This is a genomic window from Burkholderia sp. SIMBA_051 (genome assembly GCF_046534915.1).
GTDB classification, from domain to species: Bacteria; Pseudomonadota; Gammaproteobacteria; order Burkholderiales; family Burkholderiaceae; genus Burkholderia; species Burkholderia ambifaria.
In genome coordinates, this window is record NZ_JAWRXS010000010.1 from 246,929 (window position 1) to 269,920 (window position 22,992).

17 protein-coding genes are annotated in these 22,992 nt (G+C 68.7%); 7 read left to right on the forward strand and 10 right to left on the reverse strand.

Going from position 1 to position 22,992, the window contains the following annotated elements; all coding sequences use genetic code 11:
• Nucleotides 1-112: 112 nt before the first annotated feature.
• The 3 genes from SB771_RS24880 (at nucleotide 113) to SB771_RS24890 (ending at nucleotide 6,930) form a co-directional block, all read left to right on the forward strand.
• Nucleotides 113-670: a sugar O-acetyltransferase gene (locus tag SB771_RS24880; RefSeq protein ID WP_175662544.1), complete on the forward strand. Its 558-nt coding sequence runs from the start codon at nucleotides 113-115 to the stop codon at nucleotides 668-670.
• A gap of 2,032 nt (nucleotides 671-2,702) precedes the next feature.
• Nucleotides 2,703-2,900: a hypothetical protein gene (locus SB771_RS24885; RefSeq protein ID WP_175662543.1), complete on the forward strand. Its 198-nt coding sequence runs from the start codon at nucleotides 2,703-2,705 to the stop codon at nucleotides 2,898-2,900.
• Between the two features lie 457 nt (nucleotides 2,901-3,357).
• Nucleotides 3,358-6,930: an indolepyruvate ferredoxin oxidoreductase family protein gene (locus SB771_RS24890; protein ID WP_175662542.1), complete on the forward strand. Its 3,573-nt coding sequence runs from the start codon at nucleotides 3,358-3,360 to the stop codon at nucleotides 6,928-6,930.
• A gap of 316 nt (nucleotides 6,931-7,246) precedes the next feature.
• Here SB771_RS24890 and SB771_RS24895 read toward each other — a convergent pair whose 3' ends face one another.
• Nucleotides 7,247-8,665 (reverse strand): glycoside hydrolase family 1 protein, encoded by a 1,419-nt coding sequence (locus tag SB771_RS24895; protein WP_244096807.1) that lies wholly within the window; start codon nucleotides 8,663-8,665, stop codon nucleotides 7,247-7,249.
• A 324-nt stretch (nucleotides 8,666-8,989) separates the two neighbouring features.
• Nucleotides 8,990-10,657 carry a Na+/H+ antiporter gene (locus SB771_RS24900; RefSeq protein WP_126228618.1) on the reverse strand — a complete coding sequence of 556 codons (1,668 nt, stop codon included), beginning with the start codon at nucleotides 10,655-10,657 and terminating at the stop codon, nucleotides 8,990-8,992.
• Between the two features lie 291 nt (nucleotides 10,658-10,948).
• On the opposite strand from SB771_RS24900, the gene SB771_RS24905 reads away from it, so the two are divergent.
• The 4 genes from SB771_RS24905 to SB771_RS24920 all read left to right on the forward strand — a co-directional run bounded on the left by SB771_RS24905 (nucleotide 10,949) and on the right by SB771_RS24920 (nucleotide 13,988).
• A complete protein-coding gene (locus SB771_RS24905; protein WP_175662541.1) occupies nucleotides 10,949-12,235 on the forward strand; it encodes an EAL domain-containing protein in 1,287 nt (428 codons plus the stop codon).
• Nucleotides 12,236-12,383: 148 nt separating this feature from the next.
• The gene (locus tag SB771_RS24910) at nucleotides 12,384-12,767 is read left to right on the forward strand and encodes a hypothetical protein (protein WP_175662540.1); all 384 of its coding nucleotides are present in this window, start codon (nucleotides 12,384-12,386) and stop codon (nucleotides 12,765-12,767) included.
• On the forward strand, nucleotides 12,764-13,168 hold the full coding sequence (locus tag SB771_RS24915; RefSeq protein WP_175662539.1) for a hypothetical protein: 405 nt from the start codon (nucleotides 12,764-12,766) through the stop codon (nucleotides 13,166-13,168). The genes SB771_RS24910 and SB771_RS24915 overlap by 4 nt, the downstream gene beginning before the upstream one ends.
• Before the next feature lie 94 nt (nucleotides 13,169-13,262).
• Complete coding sequence (locus SB771_RS24920) at nucleotides 13,263-13,988, forward strand: copper homeostasis protein CutC (protein ID WP_175662538.1); 726 nt, start codon at nucleotides 13,263-13,265, stop codon at nucleotides 13,986-13,988.
• A gap of 100 nt (nucleotides 13,989-14,088) precedes the next feature.
• On the opposite strand, the gene bioB is transcribed toward SB771_RS24920, so the two are convergent.
• From bioB to can, 8 genes are all read right to left on the reverse strand, one after another.
• Nucleotides 14,089-15,108: a biotin synthase BioB gene (gene bioB / locus SB771_RS24925; protein WP_006750874.1), complete on the reverse strand. Its 1,020-nt coding sequence runs from the start codon at nucleotides 15,106-15,108 to the stop codon at nucleotides 14,089-14,091.
• A 55-nt stretch (nucleotides 15,109-15,163) separates the two neighbouring features.
• Nucleotides 15,164-15,883, reverse strand: coding sequence for a dethiobiotin synthase (gene bioD, locus SB771_RS24930; RefSeq protein ID WP_175662537.1), 720 nt, complete (start codon nucleotides 15,881-15,883; stop codon nucleotides 15,164-15,166).
• Entirely contained in the window at nucleotides 15,880-17,325 is a 1,446-nt protein-coding gene (gene bioF / locus SB771_RS24935; RefSeq protein WP_175662536.1) for an 8-amino-7-oxononanoate synthase, read from the reverse strand. Before bioF ends, bioD begins: the two co-directional genes overlap by 4 nt.
• On the reverse strand, nucleotides 17,322-18,668 hold the full coding sequence (bioA, locus tag SB771_RS24940) for an adenosylmethionine--8-amino-7-oxononanoate transaminase (protein ID WP_165752112.1): 1,347 nt from the start codon (nucleotides 18,666-18,668) through the stop codon (nucleotides 17,322-17,324). Before bioA ends, bioF begins: the two co-directional genes overlap by 4 nt.
• A gap of 826 nt (nucleotides 18,669-19,494) precedes the next feature.
• A complete protein-coding gene (locus tag SB771_RS24945; RefSeq protein WP_175662535.1) occupies nucleotides 19,495-20,751 on the reverse strand; it encodes a dienelactone hydrolase family protein in 1,257 nt (418 codons plus the stop codon).
• Between the two features lie 108 nt (nucleotides 20,752-20,859).
• The gene (locus SB771_RS24950) at nucleotides 20,860-21,297 is read right to left on the reverse strand and encodes a YchJ family protein (protein ID WP_105832854.1); all 438 of its coding nucleotides are present in this window, start codon (nucleotides 21,295-21,297) and stop codon (nucleotides 20,860-20,862) included.
• Between the two features lie 39 nt (nucleotides 21,298-21,336).
• Entirely contained in the window at nucleotides 21,337-22,014 is a 678-nt protein-coding gene (locus SB771_RS24955; RefSeq protein ID WP_011658064.1) for an SDR family oxidoreductase, read from the reverse strand.
• A 134-nt stretch (nucleotides 22,015-22,148) separates the two neighbouring features.
• On the reverse strand, nucleotides 22,149-22,919 hold the full coding sequence (can, locus tag SB771_RS24960) for a carbonate dehydratase (RefSeq protein WP_126228610.1): 771 nt from the start codon (nucleotides 22,917-22,919) through the stop codon (nucleotides 22,149-22,151).
• Between the last annotated feature and the right edge of the window lie 73 nt (nucleotides 22,920-22,992).

Below are 22,992 nucleotides of genomic sequence, written 5' to 3' on the forward strand. Positions count from 1 at the left end.
TGAAGCGCGGAAACCGCGTCATCTCGCGCGGATCGCCCGAATCCTGGAATTCAAGAGCAGGGAATCGCCTGCGCCGCATGCCGATTCGATCGCACACGGAGAACAGCAACGAATGGCGAACGACCATCGCACCACGATCATTCCCCGGCGCACGCCGGAATCGGCCGCGATGCGGGCCGAGCTTGCGCGAACGATGGCAATCGTCGCCCGGCTCAACCGTCTGACGTTCGATGACGCGCCCGAAGTCCGCACCTTGTTCGGAGAACTGATCGGCAAGCCGCTGGACGACGGCTTCCTGCTGATCCCGCCGTTCTACGCGACGGGCGGTGCCGATACACGGATCGGCCGCAACGTGTTCGTCAACCAGAACTGCACGTTCTATGACCTCGGCGGCCTCGACATCGGCGACGACGTGATGATCGGGCCGAACGTCAGCCTCATCACGTCGGGCCATCCGGTCGAGCCGTCGCGCCGACGCGACTTCGTCGTCGCGCGGCCGATCGCGATCGGGAACAACGTGTGGATTGGCGCGGGCGCGACGATCATCGGCGGTGTGACGGTCGGCGAGAACGCGGTGGTCGGCGCGGGTTCCGTCGTGACGCGTGACGTTCCGCCGGATACGCTGGTCGGCGGAAACCCGGCGCGGATCATTCGCTCGATTGCCGAGTGACGGGGGCTGCGGGCCGCGCCCGCGGCGGCGCGCATGTGGACAACCGGGTCTTCGGTGCACTCAAAACGCTGTGGATGCGAACGGTGAGTGTGTGGCCGGAGGCAGAATCGGCGGGGCTTCCCGGCATTCGACACCGGTTGCGGGCAGGTGCATGAGCCGACGTTGCCGATGCGCTGGTGGCGCATTCCTGCGCGGCGTCGGTTGTGGATATCCAGGCGTCCAAATCACTCGACGCGCTGTGCTTTTCATCGGTGAGCATGACCGCATGCGGCCGGATGCGCGATGCAGGGTGTGGACAACCGCGACTCTCAACGACGAAAAATGCTGTGCTTTCGAAGGGTGAGCGTTGGTGGCCGATCGCGCGTGAGGCTTGCCTGGTACGGACTTCCGCGAGTCGCGCGGGTGTTCGCGCGAGAATTCGGGGCGCTGCGCATTCTAACGGCACGCGCGGATTGGCGATAGATCCGGACCCGTATCACGGTGTGGATATCTCGCAGCCGAATTCACTCGAAGCGCTGTGTATTTCAATGGTGAGGGTCGGTGACCGATTGCGCGTGAGGCTTGCCTGGTGCGGACTTCCAGGCGTCGCGCGGGTGTCGCGCGAGAATTCGGGGCGCCGCGCATTCTAACGGCCCGCGCGGATTGGCGATAGATCCCGACCCGTATCACGGTGTGGATATCTCGCAGCCGAATTCACTCGAAGCGCTGTGCATTTCAATGGTGAGCGTCGGTGACCGATTGCGCGTGAGGGTTGCCGGGTGCGGACTTCCAGGCATCGCGCGGGTGTCGCGCGAGAATTCGGGGCGCCGCGCATTCTAACGGCACGCGCGGATCGGCGATAGATCCGGACGCGTATCGCGGTGTGGATATCTCGCACCCAAATTCACTCGAAGCACTGTGGATTTCAATGGTGAGCGTCGGTGACCGATTGCGCGTGAGGCTTGCCCGGTGAGGACCTCCGCGAGTCGCGTGGGTGTCGCGCGAGATTCGGGGGCGCCGCGCATTCTAACGGCACGCGCGGATTGGTGATAGATCCGGACCCGTATCACGGTGTGGATATCTCGCAGCCGAATTCACTCGAAGCGTTGTGTATTTCAATGGTGAGCGTCGGCGGCCGATCGAGCCGCGTGCCCGTTTCCGAGCTTCGACACGGCTTCGAGGGTCGCGCATTCTAACCGCACTCGCGATCGCACGTGCCGTTCGCGTCCATGCGCCGATGTGGATAGCTGGCCGCGGAAGCCAGTCGACGTGCTGTGTATTTAAGCGGTGAGGGCGCGTGCATGCGGCTCTGCCGCGTCTGCGCGAATCCGGATCCACGGTGCGCAGAGTGGTTGCGAGCGCGGCTGTTCGCGCCGAAGCGGCGCCTTCGCGCGACAGAACGGCCACGCTCACCGTTGAATTTCACAGCGTCTCGACTGGTCCCGGGTTGGGCTGTCCACACCCGAATCAGCGCCCTCGTTCGATCCTCGCGCCGCCGCTCACCAATGGAATTCACCGTGTTTGGCGTCGTCGCTGATCGAGCGATTCGCACTCGAATCGGCGTGCTCGCTTGATTGTCTGCCGTCACTCACCGTCGGAATTCACCACGTTTAGGGTCGTCGCGGAGCGGCCTATTCACCCCCGAATTGGACGCCCTTGTTCGAGCGCGCTCCGTCGCTCACCATCGAAATTCACAGGGTTTGGGGTCGTCGCGGAGCGGGTTGTTCACGCCCGAATTGGCGCCCTCGTTCGAGCGCGTGCCGTCCCTCACCATCGAAATTCACAGTGTTTCGAGTCGTCGCGAAGCGGGCTGTCCACACTCGAATCGGCACCGTTGTTCGAGCGCTGCCGATGCTCACCGTCGAAATTCACAGCGTTTGGAGTCGTTGCGGAGCGAACTGTCCACACCCGAATCGGCATCCTCATTCGAGCGCGTGCCGTCACTCATTGTCGAAGTTCACAGGGTTCGGAGTGTCCGCGGGCGGCGATATCCACACCCGGATTGGCGCCCCGTTCGACCGCGCAACCGCACGCACCAAGGCCGGCCGGACATGTGGATATCCTGCCGCCGAATCGACTCACGACCCTGTGCATCCGGACGGTGAGGGCGAACATCGCAGCGGCGAAGCAGGGATGCGGCGGCGTGGATATCTGCTGCCGGCATCGACTCGTCGCGCTGTGGATTTCGACGGTGAGCATCGGCATCCGCCCGAGCGGCGAACAAATCGAGGTGTGGACATCCAGCACCTGACGCGACTCGAAACCCTGTGCGATCGAACGGTGAGCGTGATCACCAACTCGGCCGATAGCCCCGGCATTGTGGACATCCAGCGCCCGCAACCAATCCGAACGCTGTGCATTCCATCGGTGAGCACGCCCCCGTTTCCCGCCCAAACCCTTGTCGCACGGGCCGCGAGCACCCGCCGCCGCGCCCGCGCCCTGCGTCCCGCTCATCACCAGCCATTTCGACGCAAGCGCCCACCCACCCCGACCGCCCCCCAACAGCCGCCCCACCACCCCGCGCGAAAACTCTCTCAATTCCCGCCCAAAATCTGCGCAGTTTTTCTCACTACGGCACCCGCCGAGCAAGATGAGAAAAAACTTTCTCGCGTCCCCGGGAAAAAATAGAGCCATCCAGCCGCCTCCGGCCGGCGTCGCCCGACGCCCCGGTGCGCGGCCCAGAACAGCACAATCAGGAGACATCCCCCATGACCGCCCGCCTGCCTGTCGACGGTACGCCCGCTCTATCCGACTATCGTCTGACCGACAACCTGACCGCCACGCGCGGCCGGATCTTCCTCACCGGCACGCAGGCGCTGGTCCGCCTGTTGCTGATGCAGCGCGCATCCGACGCCGCGCAGGGGCTCAACACGGCCGGCTTCGTCAGCGGCTACCGCGGCTCGCCGCTCGGGATGGTCGACCAGCAGCTGTGGAAGGCGCAGAAGCTGCTCGACGGCAGCGGCGTGCGCTTTCTGCCCGCGATCAACGAGGAACTCGGCGGCACCGCGGTGCTCGGCACGCAGCGCGTCGAGGCCGACCCGGAGCGCACCGTCGATGGCGTGTACGCGATGTGGTACGGCAAGGGCCCCGGCGTCGACCGCGCCGGCGACGCGCTGAAGCACGGCAACGCATACGGTTCGTCGCCGCACGGCGGCGTGCTGGTGGTGGCGGGCGACGACCATGGCTGCGTGTCGTCGTCGATGCCGCACCAGAGCGACTTCGCGATGATCGCGTGGCACATGCCGGTCGTGAACCCGTCGAACATCGCCGACATGCTCGAGTTCGGCCTGTACGGCTGGGCGCTGTCGCGCTATTCGGGCGCATGGGTCGGCTTCAAGGCGATCTCGGAGACGGTCGAGTCCGGCTCGACCGTCGATCTCGATGCGCTGCAGACGCAATGGCCGGCGCCGGCGGGCTTCACGCCGCCGGCCGGCGGCCTGCACAACCGCTGGCCAGACCTGCCGAGCCTCACGATCGAGGCGCGCCTCGCCGCGAAGCTCGACGCGGTGCGCCACTTCGCGCGCACCAACAGCATCGACAAGTGGATCGCCCCGAGCGCGCAGGCGAACGTCGGCATCGTCACCTGCGGCAAGGCGCACCTCGACCTGATGGAAGCGCTGCGCCGTCTCGACCTAACGGTGGCCGACCTCGACGCGGCCGGCGTGCGGATCTACAAGGTCGGCCTGTCGTATCCGCTCGAGATGACGCGCATCGAGACCTTCGTCGACGGGCTCGCCGAAGTGCTGGTGATCGAGGAGAAGGGCCCTGTCATCGAGCAGCAGATCAAGGACTACCTGTACAACCGCGCGGACGGCGCCCGCCCGCGCGTGCTCGGCAAGCACGATGCGCAGGGGGCCTGCCTGTTGTCCGAACTCGGCGAGCTGCGGCCGTCGCGGATCCTGCCGGTGTTCGCCGAATGGCTCGCGCGCCACAAGCCGGCGCTCGATCGCCGCGAACGCGTGGTCGATCTCGTCGCGCCGCGGATCCTGTCGAACGAGGCGGACGCGGTGAAGCGCACGCCGTACTTCTGCTCGGGCTGCCCGCACAACACGTCGACGAAGGTGCCGGAAGGCTCGATCGCGCAGGCCGGCATCGGCTGCCACTTCATGGCGTCGTGGATGGAGCGCGACACGACGGGCCTGATCCAGATGGGCGGCGAGGGCGTCGACTGGGCCGCGCACGCGATGTTCACCAACACGAAGCACGTGTTCCAGAACCTCGGCGACGGCACCTACTTCCACTCGGGCATCCTCGCGATCCGCCAGGCGGTCGCCGCGAAGGCGAACATCACCTACAAGATCCTCTACAACGACGCGGTCGCGATGACGGGCGGCCAGCCGGTCGACGGCAGCATCTCGGTGCCGCAGATCGCGCGGCAGGTCGAGGCGGAAGGCGTGTCGCGCTTCGTGGTGGTGTCCGACGAGCCGGAGAAGTACGACGGCCATCACGGGCAGTTCCCGGCCGGCACGACGTTCCATCACCGCAGCGAGCTCGACACCGTGCAGCGCGAGCTGCGCGAGACGCCGGGCGTCACCGTGCTGATCTACGACCAGACCTGCGCGGCGGAGAAGCGTCGCCGCCGCAAGAAGGGCGAGTTCCCCGACCCGGACAAGCGCCTGTTCATCAACGACGCGGTATGCGAAGGCTGCGGCGACTGCGGCGTGCAGTCGAACTGCCTGTCGGTCGAGCCGCTCGAGACGCCGCTCGGCCGCAAGCGACGCATCGACCAGTCGTCGTGCAACAAGGACTACTCGTGCGTGAACGGCTTCTGCCCGAGCTTCGTGACGGTCGAAGGCGCGGCGCTGAAGAAGGCCGCGGGCGCGGCGTTCGACGAAGCGGCGCTCGCCGCGCGCGTCGACGCGCTGCCGGTGCCCGCGACGCATCTCGACGCGGCGCCGTTCGACATGCTCGTGACGGGCGTCGGCGGCACGGGCGTCGTGACGGTCGGCGCGCTGATCAGCATGGCCGCGCATCTCGAAGGCAAGAGCGCATCGGTGCTCGACTTCATGGGCTTCGCGCAAAAGGGCGGCTCGGTGCTGTCGTTCGTGCGGATCGCGTCGAGCGACAAATGGCTGAACCAGGTGCGCATCGACACGCAGCAAGCCGACGTGCTGCTCGCGTGCGACATGGTCGTCGGCGCGAGTGCCGAGGCGCTGCAGACGGTGCGCCACGAGCGCTCGCGGATCGTCGTCAACACGCATCGGATTCCGAACGCGTCGTTCGTGCAGAATCCCGACGCAAACCTGCACGCGGATGCGCTGCTCGAGAAGATGCGTCACGCGGCCGGCGACGGCTACCTGTCGAGCTGCGACGCGCAGGCGCTCGCCGCGAAGTTCCTCGGCGACTCGATCGGCGCGAACATCCTGATGCTCGGCTACGCGTGGCAGCTCGGCCTCGTGCCGGTGTCGCTCGCCGCGATGATGCGCGCGATCGAACTGAACAACGTCGCGGTGCCGATGAACAAGCTCGCGTTCTCGATCGGCCGGATGGCGGCCGGTGACGCGGCGGGCCTCGACGCATTGTGGAACGCGCGTCACACGGTGGCCACGCAGGCCGCGCCGGAGACGCTCGCCGAGCTGATCGCCGATCGTGAAGCGCGCCTCGACGCATACGGCGGCGCGCGTTACGTCGAGCGCTACCGCGCACTGGTGAACGCGGCGCGCGCGAAGGGCGACGACGCGCTGACGCGTGCGGTTGCGACGACGTTCTACCGGCTGCTCGCGGTGAAGGACGAATACGAGGTCGCGCGGCTGTATGCGGACGGCGCGTTCCGCACGGCGCTCGAAGCGCAGTTCGAAGGCGTGCCGGGGCAGGCCTATCGCGTGAAGTTCAACCTGGCGCCGCCGACGGTCGCGAAGGCCGGACGCGACGGCAGCGCGCCGAAGAAGCGCGTGTTCGGCCAGTGGATGTGGCCGGTCTTCGGCATGCTGGCGCGCGTGCGCAGCCTGCGCGGCACGTGGCTCGATCCGTTCGGCCGCACGGCCGAGCGCAGGATGGAGCGCGCGCTCGCGGACGACTACGAGACGACGCTCACGCGCGCGCTCGCCGCGCTGACGGCCGGCAATGCCGCGCAGGTCGCGCAACTGGCCGACCTGCACACCCGCGTGCGCGGCTTCGGTCACGTGAAGGTGCGCAATCTGGCCGGCGTGAAGCGTACGGAGCGCGAGCTCGCGCTGCAGCTCGGCATCGACGCGGCGACGAGCGCGGCCGTGCAGCACGCGCTCGACGAGATGAAGGGCGCGGGGATGCTGAAGGGCATTCCGGTCGTCGTCGCGAAGTAACGCTAACGCGCGGTGCAGCGATTCGCTGCGGGGGAGCGGGGAACGACGCGCCCGCGCGCCTGAAGGGCATTCCGATCGTCGTCGCGAAGTAACGCGAACGCGCGGCGCGGCGATTCGCTGCGGGGGACCGGGGGCGACGCGCCCGCGCGCCTGAAGGGCATTCCGGTCGTCGTCGCGAAGTAACGCGAACGCGCGGCGCAGCGATTCGCTACAGGTGACCGGGGACCACGCGCCCGCGCGACGGCTGGCGGGGCGCCGCGGGCAGGCGCGTCGGTTCGCAGGCGGCCCGCCTACCGGCCTGCGCGCCTACGCCGCCTTACGCGACGCGATTACCTGCGATGCAGCGCGAGTAGTACGCGAGGCTGCGTTTCGGCACGCGTTGCTGCGTTGCCGGGTCGACGTGGATCAGCCCGAATTTCTTCGCGAAGCCGCTGGACCACTCCCAACTATCCATTCCGGCCCAGTAGAACAGCCCGCCGAGGCGCACGCCCTGCCGATACGCGTCGTGCGCGGCGTTCAGGTAGCTCGCGAGGTAGTCGATACGCGGGCCGTCGTCGACGATGCCGCCGCTCGGCGCGGGCTCCGCGATCGCGAAACCGGTCTCGGTGACGAGGATCCGCGGCGCGCCGTAGTCGCGATGGACGCGCAGCAGCATCTCGGACATCCCGTACGGCTCCACCGGATATCCCAGCGTCTGGGTTTCGTTCGCCGGGCTCGCGGCCAGCGTGAAGCCCGCGCCGTTGGCGCCGGCCTTCACGTAGAAGCAGTTGTAATACTGCACGCCGAGAAAATCCGGGTTTGCCGCGATCGTCGTCATGTCGCCCGGCTGCACGAGCGGCGCCAGCGCCGCCTGCAGCTCGGCCGGATAGCCCTTGCCGTACAGCGGGTCGAGAAACGCGCGATGCCAGATCGCGTCGAACTGCGCGGCGGCGGCCTGATCGGCGGCCGCATTCGTGGCCGCATGCACGGGCCGCCCGCTGATCGTGGTGCCGATCTGCGCCGCGCCCCGCACGTTCGAACGCACGGCCTGGAACATCAGCCCCTGCGCGAGGTTCTGATGGTGGATCGCGGCGAACATCGCCCCCATGGACTGCGCGCGCGGCGGCGACGCGCCGTACGCGTAGCCGGACAGCGCGACGCCGTTGGGCTCGTTCAGCATCATCCAGTGCTTGACCCGGTCGCCGAGCCGGCGCGACACCTGCTGCGCGTAGTCGGCCAGCCGGTACGCGATGTCGCGGTCGCGAAAATCGCCGGCCCACACCGGAATGTCCCAGTGAAACAGCGTCAGGTAGGGCGTGAGGTGCCGCTCCAGCATCGCATCGACCATGCGATCGTAGGTGGCGAGGCCCGCTTCGCTCGCCGCGCCGGGGCCGTCCGGCTGCACGCGCGGCCACGCGGTCGAGAACCGGAACGCCTGGACGCCCGCGTTCGCGAGCAGCGAGAGGTCGCCCGGGTAGCGTTTCTCGAATTCGATGCAGCGCGCATTCGTCGAGCCGTCGGCGATCGTGCCGGGCTGGTCGGCGAACACGTCCCAGTTGCTGCGCCCGCGGCCGTCGCGGCTTTCGATTTGCGGCGCGGCGGTGGCGACGCCCCACACGAAGTCGTCGGCGAAGCGGGCGGAGGCGTCGGAGTCGATCGAATCGCCGCCGCAGGCGGACAGCATGCCGCTGCCGAGCATGGCGGTGCCTTGCGCCAGAAATCGTCGGCGGCTCTGAAGCGAGATGGGTTTGATCATGGGCTTACTCGTTTTGCGGCGAATGGCATTCGCGTTTTTGATTAGGATTGCGATTAAAGAGGCATGAGGCGCGGCGAAGTGCGCGCGCGCCGGATCAATGCGTCCGGCCCTCGACATTCGCTGAAGACACATGGGATGAGCGGGCCGGAGGGAATTGCCAGGCCCGGCATGCATGCGGGCGCCGGTATCGTGACGGCCCGCAACAGATAATAAGGACGTCTCGTTTAATTTTTTTGAATATGCCGCCGGGGCTTCTAGAGGGAGGCGTCTAGTCTCGCGTTGCATGCGACGGGCGTCGCAGCAGGCCGCTGCGCGGCCCCAGCGTCAGACGATGCCTTTCTTGCGCGTCGACAGCGCCGTTTCCGACAGGTCGATCTCGCGGATCAGCTTCGTCAGCGTCTCGTCGGAAATCTTGCTTTCGCCGCGCAGCCGGTACAGCACCGAGCGTTCCGCGCGCACCGCCGCGATCCGCATCTGCAGTTCCATCGTCTCGGTCTGCTTCGCTTCCGCGCGCGGCGTCGGGCCGTCCTCGGCGAGTGCGGCCAGGCGCCGGCGGTACTGGTCCATCACGCGCGCGGAGATGTCCGCGCAGCGCGCGGCGCCCGATTCGTCGAGATCGGCCGAGATCGCGTCGTGCGACGAGTCGATCGCGCGAATCGCGGCCTGTGCGGCGGCCGCGCGCGCGGTGCGTTCCTCGTCGGCGAGCGGGTTGCGCGTCGAGCGCACGCCGCGCAGCAGCAGCGGCAGCCCGATCACCGCGACGATCAGCGAGCCGAGTATCACCGCCGACGCGACGAAGATCGCGGTGTCCCGCCCCGGCAGCGGTGAGCCGTCGGACAGCGCGACGGGAATCGACAGCACGCCCGCGAGCGTGACCGCGCCGCGCACGCCGCCGACCGTCATCACCGCGATCGTGCGGATGCCGGCCATCGTGCCCGCGAGGCCGTGACGCGCGGCGCGGCGGCTCGCGATCCAGCGCAGCAGCCAGACCCACAGGAAGCGGATCGCATACAGCGCGAGCATCATCGCGCACACGTTGAAGATCATCCGGCCGACGAGCGCGTCGCTCGTGTGGTGCGCGTCGACGAGCGCGCGGCCGATGATGTGCGGCAGCTGCAGCCCGAGCATGATGAACACCATGCCGTTGAACACGAACTCGATCATCGCCCACGTGCTTTCGGCACGCACGCGCGACGCGACGGTGCTTTTGCGGGAGAAGCTCGTGTAATTCATCATCATCCCGGCCGACACGGCCGCGAGCACGCCCGACAGGTCGAGGTGCTCGGCGAACAGATAGGCGGCGAACGGCACGAGCAGCGTCATCACGATGCCGGGGGCCGGGTCGCCTTCCTGCTCGGCGTTCAGGAAGCGCGTCGACAGTGCGCTGAACAGCCACGCGACGATCGCACCCGTCGCCAGGCCGCCGGCGGCGACGATCACGAACGTGATCGACGCGTCGCGCAGCGAGAACACGCCCGTGAGCGCGGCCGCGACCGCGAACTTCAGCGCGACGAGGCCCGACGCATCGTTCATCAGCGCCTCGCCTTCGAGGATGTGCATCAGTTGCGGCGGAATCCGGCCACGGCCAGCGATGCCCGACAGCGCCACTGCATCGGTGGGCGACAGCACGGCCGCGAGCGCGAACGCGATCGGCAGCGGCAACTCGGGTATCAGCCAGTGCGCGAAGTAGCCGACTGCGAGTACGGTCATGAACACGAGCCCGAACGCGAGCATCAGGATCGCGCGGCGCTGCAGGTACAGCTCGCGTTTCGGAATCCGCCAGCCGTCCGCGAACAGCAGCGGCGGAATGAACAGCAGCATGAAGATTTCGGGATCGAACGTGACGTGCAGGTTGAGCTTCGGCCACGCGAGCATCGCGCCGAACGCGATCTGCATCAGCGGCAGCGGAAGCCGCAACGGCAGCACGCGTGTGGCCGCGCCGGACAGCGCGACGGTGAGCAGCAGAATCAGGACTGTGAAGACGATTTCCATCGATACGGCAATTGTGGAGAATGAAACGACCGGACGGAGTTTAGCGTGACGACGTGACGGGTGCGTTCGAGTGCGCCGGTGCGCATGCACGCAAACGGTGCATTCGGCCCGCGCCACACTGGTGCGGCGGCGCCGCACGCAGGCGTGGCGCGCGTGTTCAGCCCTTGCACGAAGCTTGCTTGATGCTTGCGTACCGTCCGGCACCGGCCGGACAACCGAGGATTCGACCATGACATTGCGCGCGCCATCTCGAACCACCGCCGCGTTCGGCTGCACCGCCAGGAGGAAGCCATGACGATCGTGCAGCAGGAGCGCCCGGCCACCGCGTCGCCGTATCGTTTCGAGCGGGAGATGAGTTCCGGGCTCGAACGCCTGGCGACGCGTCACCGCGACCTGTCGCTCACGACCGTGTTCCAGCCGATCTTCAGCCTGTCGCACCAGCGTGCGGTCGGCTACGAGGCGCTGTTGCGCGCGCATGACGCGCTCGACCGCGCGGTGTCGCCGCTCGACGTGTTCGGCGAGGCCGCGCGCCAGGGCGAGCTGCTGCAGCTCGACCGGCTCGCGCAGGCGCTGCATCTCGAGAACTTCGCGCTGCTCGGCGCCGAGCGCGAGTGGCTGTTTCTCAACGTGCATCCGGGCGTGCTCACCGATCCGTTCCAGGCCGCCGCGCTGCTCGCGAACCTGAAGCGGATCGGCATGCCGCCGCGCCGCGTCGTGCTCGAAGTGCTCGAACAGCGCGCGGAAGACGTCGAGCGGCTCGCCGACGCCGTCCGCGAATTCCGCGCGCAGGGCTTCCTGATCGCGCTCGACGATTTCGGCGCCGGCCACTCGAACCTCGAGCGGATCTGGCAACTGAACCCCGACATCGTGAAGCTCGACCGGATCATGCTGTCCCACGCGGCGCACCGCACGGGGCTTACTGCGATCCTGCACGGGCTCGTCACGCTGCTGCACGAGGCCGGCAAGCTGGTGCTCGTCGAAGGGATCGAGACCGAGCACGACGCGCAGATCGCGCTGTCGTGCGAGGCCGATTTCGTGCAGGGCTATTACTTCGGCCGCCCGGCGCCTGGGCTGCCCGACAGCGCGGCGGCGACCGGCTGCATCGGCGAGCTGACCGAGCGCTTTCGTGCGCAGACCGAAGCGCGCGAGCGGCGCGACGCGCAGCGGCTCGCGCCGTACTTGCGCGCATTCGAGCGCGCGGCCGAGCGGGTGGCGGCCGGCGAGCCGCTCGACGAGGTGTGCTGGAACTTCCTCGCGCTCGACGCCGCCGCGCGCTGCTTCCTGCTCGACGCGCGGGGCCGCCAGGCTGGCCGCAACGTCGTGCTGCGCGCGGACCGCGCGCTCGCCGAGGCGCGCTTCTCGCCGCTGTCGGATGCGCAGGGCGCGAACTGGCTGCGCCGGCCGTACTTCCGCACGGCGATCGCCGAGCCGGGACGCGTGCAGGTGACGCGTCCGTACCTGTCGATCAACGAGGCGCAGCCGTGCGTGACGCTGTCGGTGGCCGTGCGCATCGGCGACGCGCAGCACGTGCTGTGCGGCGATATCGACTGGGTCGACGAGGAGGTTGGCGGCGCGTAGCGCGGGCGGTGAGGCGAGCGGAGCGGGCCGGCGCGGGGCGGCCGTTGCGTTCGCCGCGTGCTTCCCCGACAATGGCCCGACCGCGGCCATCGTGACCGCGCGCGCCGTCCCGGGGGCCACCATGGCGGCGAATAAAAAGGAAAACATAATGAAAAGACCGATTTCGCTGACCATTCTCGCGTGGATCATCATCGTGACCAACGCGATCACGTGCATCTATACGCCCTTCACGATCGGCATGCCGACCACCCAGGCGCTGCTGTCGCACTACCTGCTGCCCGTCTGGGCGACGCTCGGCATCGGCGTGATCCTCGAAGTCGTGAACATCGTGATCGGCATCGCGATCCTCAAGGGCCGCGAATGGTCGCGCAAGGCTTACATCGCGACGGCCGTGGTCGGCTTCGCGTTCTCGTTCATCAACATGCCGGCGTCGATGTTCGTGGTGCTGATTCCGGGCTTCCTGCTGTTCGCGCTGTTCGTCTACCTGCTGTTCCGGCGCCCCGCGACCGCGTATTTCCAGGCGAGCGCATGAGTGTCATGCGCAACGCGGTCGCGATCGTGCTGTTCACGATCGCGGGCATGTGCGTGATCTCCGCGCAGATGATGGCGTTCATGAAGCTCGGCCATACGGGGGTGATGCTCGTATCCGTCGCCGTGCTGTTCGGGTTGTCGGCCGTGCTCCTGGCCGTGGGCGCATTCGCCGGCGCGTTCCGGCCGCGTGCGCGCGGCGCGGGCATCGCACTGCTCATCGCAACCGCGACCACCGCGTTCGGGATGATCGGCTGGGTGACGCTCCTGCTGGCGCCGGGAATCGTCGAGGTGATGCAGCAGCAGGGCGTGGACGTGAGCGCGCGGATGTTCCGGTTCGCGCCCGGCGCCGTGGTGATCGGCCTGTCCGCACTCGTCGGCGTGTGGCTTGCGCGGCGCGACTGACGGTGTAACCGACGGCGCGGCGGCCGGGAGGCTGGCGTCCATCTCGCCGCTCGGCTAGGATGCGCGAATTGTCCTGACGATTCGCGAGCCGCCGATGAACCGTACCACCCGTTCCTCCGTTCTCCTCGAAGTGATCGCCACGACCGTCGGCGATGCGAAGGCCGCCGCCCGCGCGGGCGCCGACCGCCTTGAACTCGTGACCGCGATCACCGAAGGCGGCCTGACGCCGAGCGTCGGGCTGATCGAGGCCGTCGTGGCCGCGGTGCCGATTCCGGTCAACGTGATCGTGCGACCGCACAGCCGCTCGTTCGTCTACGACGCCGACGACCTGCGCGTGATCGAACGCGACGTGCGCGCGGCCGTCGCGGCCGGCGCGAACGGTGTCGTGTTCGGCGCGCTCGATGCGCGCGGCGACGTCGATCTCGACGCGCTCGCCCGCATCGCTGCCGCCGCTGACGGGCGCGACCTGACGTTCCACCGCGCGTTCGACGTGTCGCGCGACCTGAACGCCGCATTCGATGCGCTATTGCGCGTGCCGGCCGTCACGTCGGTGCTGACGTCGGGCGGCCATCCGTCGGTGCTCGACGCGGTCGCGACGATCACGCGGATGGTGCGGCAGTCGGCCGGCTCGACCTGCACGGTGCTGGCCGGCTCGGGGCTGACGGTCGATGCGGTCGGCGATTTCGTCCGCGCGACCGGCGTGCGCGCGGTGCATTTCGGCTCGGGCGTGCGGGTGCGCGGCGAGGTACTGGCGCCCGTCGACGCCCAGCAGGTCGAGCGCGTGCGCGCGGCGCTCGACGGCGCGGCGGCGCACGTGTGACGCGCACGCTTCGCGATGCGCAGGATGACCGGTGCAGACGATCGGGTGAAAAAAAGCCGGGGCATGCCCCGGCTTTTTCGTTGGTACGCGGTGCTGCCGCTTACGCGTTCGCCTGCATCGCGTCCGCGTCGCTCGCGCGGATGCCGAGGCGCTCGAACAGCGCGCGATCCTTCTGCGACTGCGGGTTGCTCGTCGTCAGCAGCTGGTCGCCGTAGAACATCGAGTTCGCGCCGGCGAGGAAGCACATCGCCTGCAGCCCGTCGTCGAGCTGCTCGCGGCCGGCCGACAGGCGCACGACGGCCTTCGGCATCGTGATCCGCGCAACCGCGATCGTGCGCACGAATTCGAACGGGTCGAGCGGTGCGGTGCCTTCGAGCGGCGTGCCTTCGATCGCGACGAGGTTGTTGATCGGGACCGAATCCGGATACGGGTTCAGGTTCGCGAGCTGCGAGATCAGGCCCGCGCGTTCGCGGCGCGATTCACCCATCCCGATGATGCCGCCGCAGCACACGTTGATGCCTGCATCACGCACGCGGTCGAGCGTGTCGAGGCGATCCTGGTACGTGCGCGTCGAGATCACCTGGCCGTAGAACTCCGGCGACGTGTCGAGGTTGTGGTTGTAGTAGTCGAGGCCCGCGTTCGCGAGTTCCTGCGCCTGCTCGTCTTCCAGCATGCCGAGCGTCATGCAGGTTTCGAGGCCGAGTTCCTTCACGCCACGCACCATCTCGGTCAGCGCCGGCATGTGGCGCTCCTTCGGGTTGCGCCACGCGGCGCCCATGCAGAAACGGCTCGCGCCGTTCGCCTTCGCCGCGCGCGCGGCGTCGAGCACCGCGTCGACGTCCATCAGCTTCTCGGCCTTCAGGCCCGTGTCGTGGTGCGACGATTGCGAGCAGTAGCCGCAATCTTCCTCGCAGCCGCCCGTCTTGATCGACAGCAGCGTCGACAGCTGCACCGCGTTCGCGTCGAAGTGTTCGCGATGCACCTGCTGCGCGCGGAAGATCAGGTCATTGAACGGCAGCTCGAACAGCGCGACGACGTCGGCGACGCGCCAGCGCTGCGAGGCCGGAGCGGCCACGGGAATCGCGTCGGGTTGCACGGTGGCGGTCTGGGCTTGGGTCATATCGTTTTCCTGTCCTGGACGGGGATGAGGGATCGGGGGATCTGTTTCTGTTGGGTCAATGCTGCGCGGCGCGCAGCGTCTCGACGAGCGCGGCGATGTCGAGCATCGCCGCGGCGGATTCGGCGGCGGCCGGGCTCATGTGCGGAATGCGGCCGAGCAGCGGCGCGCCGTGCTCGCGGGCGAGCCAGTCGCGCATCGTCGCGACGTTCTCGTCGGGGAACGACATCGCCGGGTCGACGTGGTTCGCGACCCAGCCGGCGAGCGCGAGGCCGCGCTGGCGAATCGCGTCGGCGGTGAGCAGCGCATGGCTGATGCAGCCGAGCCGCACGCCGACGACGAGCACGACGGGCACGCCGAGCGCGACCGCGAGATCGGCCATGTCCTGCGTGTCGTTCAGCGGCACGCGAAAGCCGCCGGCGCCTTCGACGACGACGATATCCGCGCGCGTCAGCGCTTCGCGATGGCACGCGACGATCGTGTCGATGTCGAGCGTCACGCCTTCTTGTGCCGCGACGATATGCGGCGCGGCGGGTGCCTTCAGCAGGAACGGTGTGCGCAGTTCGGGCGGCAGCACGACGTTCGCGGCTGCGTCGAGCTGGTCGGCGTCCTCGTTGCGCCACACGCCGTCGCGTTCATACGCGCCCGCCGCGACGGGCTTCAGCGCGGCTGCACGCAGGCCATGCCGCGCGAAGCCGTGCAGCATCGCAGCCGATACGAAGGTCTTGCCGATTTCGGTGTCGGTGCCGGTGACGAACAGCGAGAGCGGGGCGGTCATGCCGCAGTCTCCCGCCGGGCCGCCCCAAGGGAGGCTGCAGCCCCCTCGGGGGGCAGCGAACGCAGTGAGCGTGGGGGTTGTTCTGCATCCCGCCGGGTCGCCCCAAGGGAGGCTGCAGCCCCCTCGGGCGGCAGCGAACGCAGTGAGCGTGGGGGTTGTTCTGCCTCCTGCCGGGTCTGCCCCTCGCTGGCTTCGATCAAGGCGGCTTCGAGCCGTGCGAGATCGTCGAACGAATGCGCTGCCGACAGCGATACGCGCAGCCGCGACGTGCCGACGGGCACCGTCGGCGGCCGGATCGCGGGCACCCACAGGCCGTGCGCGTCGAGCGAGCGCATCGCCGCGAGCGTCGCGTCGTTGCTGCCGATCACGAGCGGCTGCACGGCCGTGTGCGAATCGACCGGCTGCCAGCGCGTCATGCGCAGCAGCGCGCGCGTGCGCTCGATCAGCGCGGCGAGGTGCGCGCGCCGCGCGTCGCCTTCGTCGCCGGCGATCACCTTCAGGCTCGCCGATACCGCATGCGCGACGGCCGGCGGCGCGGCCGTCGTGAAGATGTAGCTGCGCGCGCGCTGGATCATCCATTCGATCACGGTCTCGTGCGCGATCACGAACGCGCCCGCGACGCCGGCGGCCTTGCCGAGCGTGCCGACGTAGATCAGGTTCGGCGAGCGCAGCGCGGCGGCCGCGAGCGCGCCGCGGCCCTGGGGCCCGAGCACGCCGAAGCCGTGCGCGTCGTCGACGACGAGCCACGCGCCGTGGCGTTCGGCCAGCGCGACGAGTTCGGCGAGCGGCGCGATGTCGCCATCCATGCTGAATACGGTGTCGCTGACGATCAGTTTCGTTTCGGCGTCGGACGCGTCGAGCAGCGCGGCGAGCGCGGCCATGTCCGCATGCGGATAGACCTGCACGTTCGCACGCGACAGCCGGATCCCGTCGATCAGCGACGCGTGGTTCAGCGCATCGGAGAAGATCGTCGCGTGTTTGCCGGTGAGCGCCGTCATCGCGGCGAGGTTCGCCATGTAGCCGGTGCTGAAGTACAGCGCGCGCGGCGCGTCGGAGAAGCCGCCCGCGAAGGCCGCGAGTTCGTCCTCGAGCGTTGCATGCGCACGCGAATGGCCGCCGAGCAGGTGGGAGCCGCCGCTGCCGGAGCCATAGCGCTGCGCGCCTTCGGCGAACGCGGCGACGAGCGCCGGATGCGCGGCGAGGCCGAGATAGTCGTTACTCGCGAAGCCGACGATGTCGCGGCCGTCGACGCGCATGTGCGCATCGCACGCGGTGTCGGCGGTGCGGCGCACGCGGCGCAACCCTTGTGCGTCGAGCTCGGCGAGGCCGCGTTGCAGCGTATCGAGCAGGTTCGTCGCGGCATCTTGCGGGGCCGCCCCACGTGAGGCAGTCGCCCCGTCGGCGGGCAGCGAGCGAAGTGAGCGGGTGGCCGTGTGTGTCATTGCATGATCTCCGCGAGCGTCGCATCCAGCGTGTCGCGCGTGCGCTGCGCGAGCCACGCGATATCGTCGTCGCTCATCACATACGGCGGCATCAGGTACACGGTCGTGCCGATCGGACGCAGCAGCAGTTCGCGTTCGAGCGCGCGCTCGAAGAAGCGCCGCGAGAAGCCGCGTGCCGCGTCGCCGTCGAGCGCGACGTCGAATGCGAACAGCGTGCCGCGCTCGCGCAAGTGACGCACCTGCGGGTGCGCGTCGAGCGGCGCGAGCGCGGCGCGCATCGCGGCCGACTTGCGCGTGTTGGCGGCGAGCACGTCGTCGCGCGCGAACAGGTCGAGCGTCGCGACCGCCGCGCGGCACGCGAGCGGGTTGCCGGTGTACGAATGCGAATGCAGGAAGCCGCGCGTCGTGTCGTCGTCGTAGAAGGCCGCGAACACGTCGTCGCGCGTGAGCACGAGCGACAGCGGCAGGTAGCCGCCGCTGATGCCCTTCGACAGGCACAGGAAATCGGGCCAGACGCCGGCCTGCTCGCACGCGAAGAAGGTGCCGGTGCGGCCGCAGCCGACCGCGATCTCGTCGGCGATCAGGTGCACGCCGAACTCGTCGCACAACGCGCGCAGCCCGCGCACGTACGACGGATCGTGCATCGCCATGCCGGCCGCACATTGCACGAGCGGCTCGACGATCAGCGCGGCGATCCGGTCCGCGCGTTCGGCGAACAGGCGCCGCACGTCGTCGAGCGCGCGGCCCGCGACGTCGGCGGCCGTTTCGCCCGGCTGCGCGCCGCGTGCGTCGGGCGACGCGACCACGTGCGCGTTGCGGATCAGCGGATCGTACGCATCCTTGAACAGCGCCACGTCGGTCACGCCGAGCGCGCCGATGGTCTCGCCGTGATAGCTGTTCGCGACGCACACGAACTCGCGCTTGTCCGCGCGGCCGCGGTTGCGCCACGCGTGGAAGCTCATCTTCAGCGCGATCTCGACCGCCGACGCGCCGTCCGACGCGAAGAACGCATGGCCGAGCGTGCGCGCGGTGAGCACGTGCAGCCGCTCGGCGAGCTCGATCGCCGGCTCGTGCGTGCAGCCGGCGAGCATCGCGTGCTCGAGCGTGTCGAGCTGGTCCTTCAGCGCCGCGTTGATGTCCGGGTTCGCGTGGCCGAACAGGTTCACCCACCACGAGCTGATCGCATCGAAGTAGCGGCGGCCGTCGCGGTCGTACAGCCACACGCCCGCGCCGCGCGCGACGGGAATGAGCGGCAGGCGCTCGTGGTGCTTCATCTGGGTGCAGGGATGCCAGACCGCGCGCAGGCTGCGCGCGACCCAGTCGTCGGTGGCTGGCGTACTCAAGGCAACTCCGGGGGGGTAAAACGGCGGCGCGCATCGAACGGATGCCGCGCGGCGACAGACGGAAAACGCGCTGAGATTAGCGTGTTCCGCCGCGCGTTGCACTACCGGTTACAAACGCCGCAACGCCTTGCCGGGCGGGAGTTCGGCGCAGATCCGGGGTGCTCGGAACGGTACGCGCCAGATATCCCGAAATGAGCGCAGATGACGACGTTCGAGTGAGACCCCCTGACAGAAAAAATCGTGGGGCGGACCGGCGCGCGAGGACCAAAAATCGGGGCGGGAAGGGAAAAGGGGCGCGACGCGCGAGGCAATGCATGGGGTGGGCGAAGGGGCGGAGTCGGACGCAGGGGGATCGGGAACGGCGCCGGGAAACGGCTTCGGGTCTCGGCCGCGCTTCGGCGGCTCTCATGATCCGGCGACCGGGCGCGAACGCCGCCGCGGGCCGCGCGAGCGTTCAGTACAGGGAGAGGAGCGAGAAGGGGCGATGCCGAAAGCCCCGGACGCCGGCCGTCGCGATATGCAAACGCCGCTCCGGGCCGCGCGAGCGTTCAGTACAGGGAGCAGGGCGAGAAGCGAAGGGGACGATGCCGAAAGCCCCGGATCCCCCGGCCGTCGCGATATGCAAACGCCGCTCCGGGCCGCGCGAGCGTTCAGTACAGGGAGCAGGGCGAGAAGCGAAGGGGACGATGCCGAAAGCCCCGGAGGCCGGCCGTCGCGATATGCAAACGCCGCTGCGCGCCGCGCGAGCGCTCAGTTACCGGGAGCAGGGACAGAAGCGAAGGAGACGATGCCGAAACCGCCCGATCCTGGGCGTCGCCATCCGCGATCAGCGCGAAGCCAGCGCGTGCGTATCGGCGTCGCCGTTGTCGGCCGTCTGCGTCGCGCCGTTCCACACGACGCGGTCGTTGACCGCATACAGCCGGCATGCACCCGCACCCTGCTTCGTGCAGGTGTCGAGCGCGAGCGCCATCGGGTCGTCGCCGCCTTCGGCCCACGACCACGCGCCTTCGGCGGACACCGCGAACGCGCGGCTCGGATGCTGGCTCAGGAAGCGTCGATAGCCTTCGCGGCCGGCCGCGTCGAGGAACGGCACCGCCTCGACCGCATCGATCGACGCGTAGCCGGTCGCATTCGGTTCGTGCGGGTTCGCGACCGCATAGCGCACCGAGGTCGGCAGGCTCAGGTCCGCGAGGAACGCATGCACGGCCGGCCACCACACGGGCACGCCGTCGCGGTCGACGATCAGCCGGTGCGCGTCGTCCTTGTAGCGGCCGAAATCGATGAATTGCGCCTGCGTGCCGTGCGACACATACGCGTCGTGCATCTGCGCGACGAGCGCGGGCGTCCACACCGAATCGTTGTCGCCGTACAGCCACAGCGAGCGCACGGCCGTATGCGCGCCGTACTGGTCGAATGCTTCGACGAGATTGCGCTGCCAGCCGTCGCAGAGATCCTGGCGCAGCCCGCCTGAGAAGTTGATGATGCCGCGCACGCCCGGCGCCGCTTCGGTGCCGTACGCGACCGAAGCGAGGCCGCCATGCGACGTGCCGGCGACGACGATGCGCGACGCATCGACGTACGACTGACGCGACATGTAGCGGACCGTCGCGGCGACGTCGGCGGCCTGCGCGAGGCCGTTCTTGCGGACGTTGCAGCCTTCCTGCTGGTACGTGCCGCCCGACCCGGCGAAGCCTTGGCGGTTCGGCGCGACCACCGCATAGCCGCGGCGCACGAACTCACGGGCGAACGCGAGCGGCCGGCTGCGCGGCTGCAGATGCAGATCGCCGGTGTTCTTGCCGTGGTTGAAGACGACGAGCGGGAACGGGCCGGGGCCGTCCGGCTTGAACAGCGTGGCCTCGAGCATCACGGTGCCCGACGCATCGGCCGGGATGCTGATGACTTGTTCGTTGAGGTTCGCGGCGACTTGCGGGAGGCGCGAATCGCCGTAATCGAAGCGCTCGGCATGGGCGAGCGAGCCGGCGGCCGCGGCCGCGCCGGTATTTGCGTTCGGCAGCGCACCGGCCTGAGCGGCCGACAGCGCACAGGCCGCCATCCATCCCACCAATACTTTGCTGAACGCCATTCGTAAGCCCTGCCATGCAACATGACCGATCCGAGGGGCCATCGTAGCCCGACAAATTCAGGTTGTGCAATGCGGGAATTACCCGGCGTCTGACACGGCAACTATTTGTCAGCGTTCACTTACTTCGCCGTCGACATAACGCCAGAAACCGTGCTCGTCGCGGGCGAAGCGACTCGTCTCGTGGAGCCGGTACGCGCGCCCGCCGACCTTGTAGCGGGCCACGAACTCGACCTCCGCGTGCCGTTCGTCCAGCAGCGCGTGGCGTTTGACCGCCAAGCCGAGCCAGCGCGGCGCGTCGGGCGCATTCGGGTCGGCATCGAGATCGGCCGGGCAGGTGCGCGCGTCCCAGGTCGCGCGCAGGTAGTCGGTCGCGCCGAGCACGTACGCGCTGTACCGCGAGCGCATCAACTCGAGCGCGGTGGGCGCGGCTTCGCCGCCGTCGATGAAGCGCCCGCAGCACGCCGCATAGCGCGGCGCCGGGGCTTTGCCGGCGGGAGTGGGGGACGCGCCGCCGCACGGGCACGCGTCAGGTCGGTTCAAAATCATGCGAATCGTGAATTAACGACGCCGGGTTGTCATGCCGGCTCACCAGCTGAGCTCGACGCCGTCGTACTGGAAGAAACGGCCGTTGGCTCGGGACACGTCCGCGCCGGCTTCGGCGATCACGCGGCGCATGCCGGTCACGCTGGTTTCCGGATCGATCGCGGCCTGCGCGCCGCCCATGTCGGTGCGCACCCAGCCGGGATGGAGCGAGATGCACGCGGCGTGGCGCGTCTGCAGCGACGCGATGCGCAGCACGTCGTTCAGCGCGGCCTTGCTCGCGCGGTACAGCCAGCCGGTCGTGCCGGTCGCTTCCGCGATGCTGCCCATCCGGCTCGACACGACGGCCAGCACGCCGCGTGCGTCCTCGACGAGCGGCAGCAGGATCGGCAGCAGCTGCATCGGCCCGCGCACGTTCGTATGCATTACCGCGTCGAAATCCTCGGCGCCGATCGTCTCGACGCCTTCGGTGCGCGGCCCGTACACGCCCGACACGAGCACGGCCGCATCCAGCCGTTCGCCGTCGAGCTTCCAGCCGAGCGCCGCGATCTGTTCGGGTTGCGCGATGTCGAGCGCATAGGCTTGCGCGCCGAGCTCGCGCAGCGCGGCGAGCGATGCGTCGTCGCGCGCGGTCGCGATCACGTTCCAGCCATCGCGGCGGTATTGCCGGACGAATTCGCGCCCCAAGCCGCGCGATGCGCCGACGATCAGTACGGTTTTCATGTTCGCCGCTCCTTTGCGTTGCACCGCCGTCGCGGCAGTGCCGGTGTCAGATCAGTTCGCTACCCGTCGCGACCAGGCTCGTGCGCATCTTCAGCCGGAGGACGCGCGGCGCGTGCGCGCCGCGCCGGCGCCGGTTACTTCGCGTCGCCGCACGACGGCTTGAGCGTATCGGCGACCGCCTGCGCGACGTCGTCGAGCTGCGCGGCGTCCGCCGCGACCATGTCGTTGTCCGGCGCGTGCTGGCCGCGCGCGGTGAGCGCCGCGACGCAGCGCTTGTAGGTTGCGTCGAGCGCGTCGAAGTTCGACACGGCCATCCCGAGGTTGCGCATCCGCCCGTCGTGCACGCCGTACACGAGCCCGTGCACGGTGAGCGACTGGCCGCGCGCCCACGCGTCGTTGACGATCGTCGTGCGGCACACGTTGACGACCTGCTCGATCGAGTTCAGCTCGATCAGGCGGCGATAGCGCGCCTCGCCGACCGGCCATTCGTCGAGCAGCGCCGCGTGGCGTTCGCGCACGTCCTGCACGTGGTGCAGCCAGTTGTCGGCGAGGCCGACGCGGCGGTTGTGCAGGGCCGCGTTCACGCCCGAGCAGCCGTAGTGGCCGACCACCATGATGTGCTTCACGCGCAGGATGTCGACCGCGAACTGGATCACCGACAGGCAGTTCAGGTCGCTGTGCACGACGACGTTCGCGATGTTGCGGTGCACGAACACTTCGCCCGGCGGCAGGCCGATGATCTGGTTCGCGGGCACGCGCGAATCCGAGCAGCCGATCCACAGATATTCCGGCGCCTGCTGGTCGGCGAGACGCGCGAAGAAATCGGGATCGTCGGCGAGCTGGCGCTTGACCCAGGCGTCGTTGTTGTCGAACAGGTGTGAAAGCGGATTGTCTTGAGTATTCATCGGGTGTGGATTCCGTTGGCGGAAAGCGGGTCGATAACGGTTCGATTCGATTGGATCCGGGCGTGCGATTCGG

Excerpts from the sequence above, each read along its gene's own strand:
- SB771_RS24880 (WP_175662544.1), top strand. The coding sequence starts at position 113 with ATGGCGAACGACCATCGCACCACGATCATTCCCCGGCGCACGCCGGAA.
- SB771_RS24890 (WP_175662542.1), top strand. The coding sequence starts at position 3,358 with ATGACCGCCCGCCTGCCTGTCGACGGTACGCCCGCTCTATCCGACTAT.
- SB771_RS24895 (WP_244096807.1), bottom strand. The coding sequence starts at position 8,665 with ATGATCAAACCCATCTCGCTTCAGAGCCGCCGACGATTTCTGGCGCAA.
- SB771_RS24900 (WP_126228618.1), bottom strand. The coding sequence starts at position 10,657 with ATGGAAATCGTCTTCACAGTCCTGATTCTGCTGCTCACCGTCGCGCTG.
- SB771_RS24905 (WP_175662541.1), top strand. The coding sequence starts at position 10,949 with ATGACGATCGTGCAGCAGGAGCGCCCGGCCACCGCGTCGCCGTATCGT.
- SB771_RS24910 (WP_175662540.1), top strand. The coding sequence starts at position 12,384 with ATGAAAAGACCGATTTCGCTGACCATTCTCGCGTGGATCATCATCGTG.
- SB771_RS24915 (WP_175662539.1), top strand. The coding sequence starts at position 12,764 with ATGAGTGTCATGCGCAACGCGGTCGCGATCGTGCTGTTCACGATCGCG.
- SB771_RS24920 (WP_175662538.1), top strand. The coding sequence starts at position 13,263 with ATGAACCGTACCACCCGTTCCTCCGTTCTCCTCGAAGTGATCGCCACG.
- bioB (WP_006750874.1), bottom strand. The coding sequence starts at position 15,108 with ATGACCCAAGCCCAGACCGCCACCGTGCAACCCGACGCGATTCCCGTG.
- bioD (WP_175662537.1), bottom strand. The coding sequence starts at position 15,883 with ATGACCGCCCCGCTCTCGCTGTTCGTCACCGGCACCGACACCGAAATC.
- bioF (WP_175662536.1), bottom strand. The coding sequence starts at position 17,325 with ATGACACACACGGCCACCCGCTCACTTCGCTCGCTGCCCGCCGACGGG.
- SB771_RS24945 (WP_175662535.1), bottom strand. The coding sequence starts at position 20,751 with ATGGCGTTCAGCAAAGTATTGGTGGGATGGATGGCGGCCTGTGCGCTG.
- SB771_RS24950 (WP_105832854.1), bottom strand. The coding sequence starts at position 21,297 with ATGATTTTGAACCGACCTGACGCGTGCCCGTGCGGCGGCGCGTCCCCC.
- SB771_RS24955 (WP_011658064.1), bottom strand. The coding sequence starts at position 22,014 with ATGAAAACCGTACTGATCGTCGGCGCATCGCGCGGCTTGGGGCGCGAA.
- can (WP_126228610.1), bottom strand. The coding sequence starts at position 22,919 with ATGAATACTCAAGACAATCCGCTTTCACACCTGTTCGACAACAACGAC.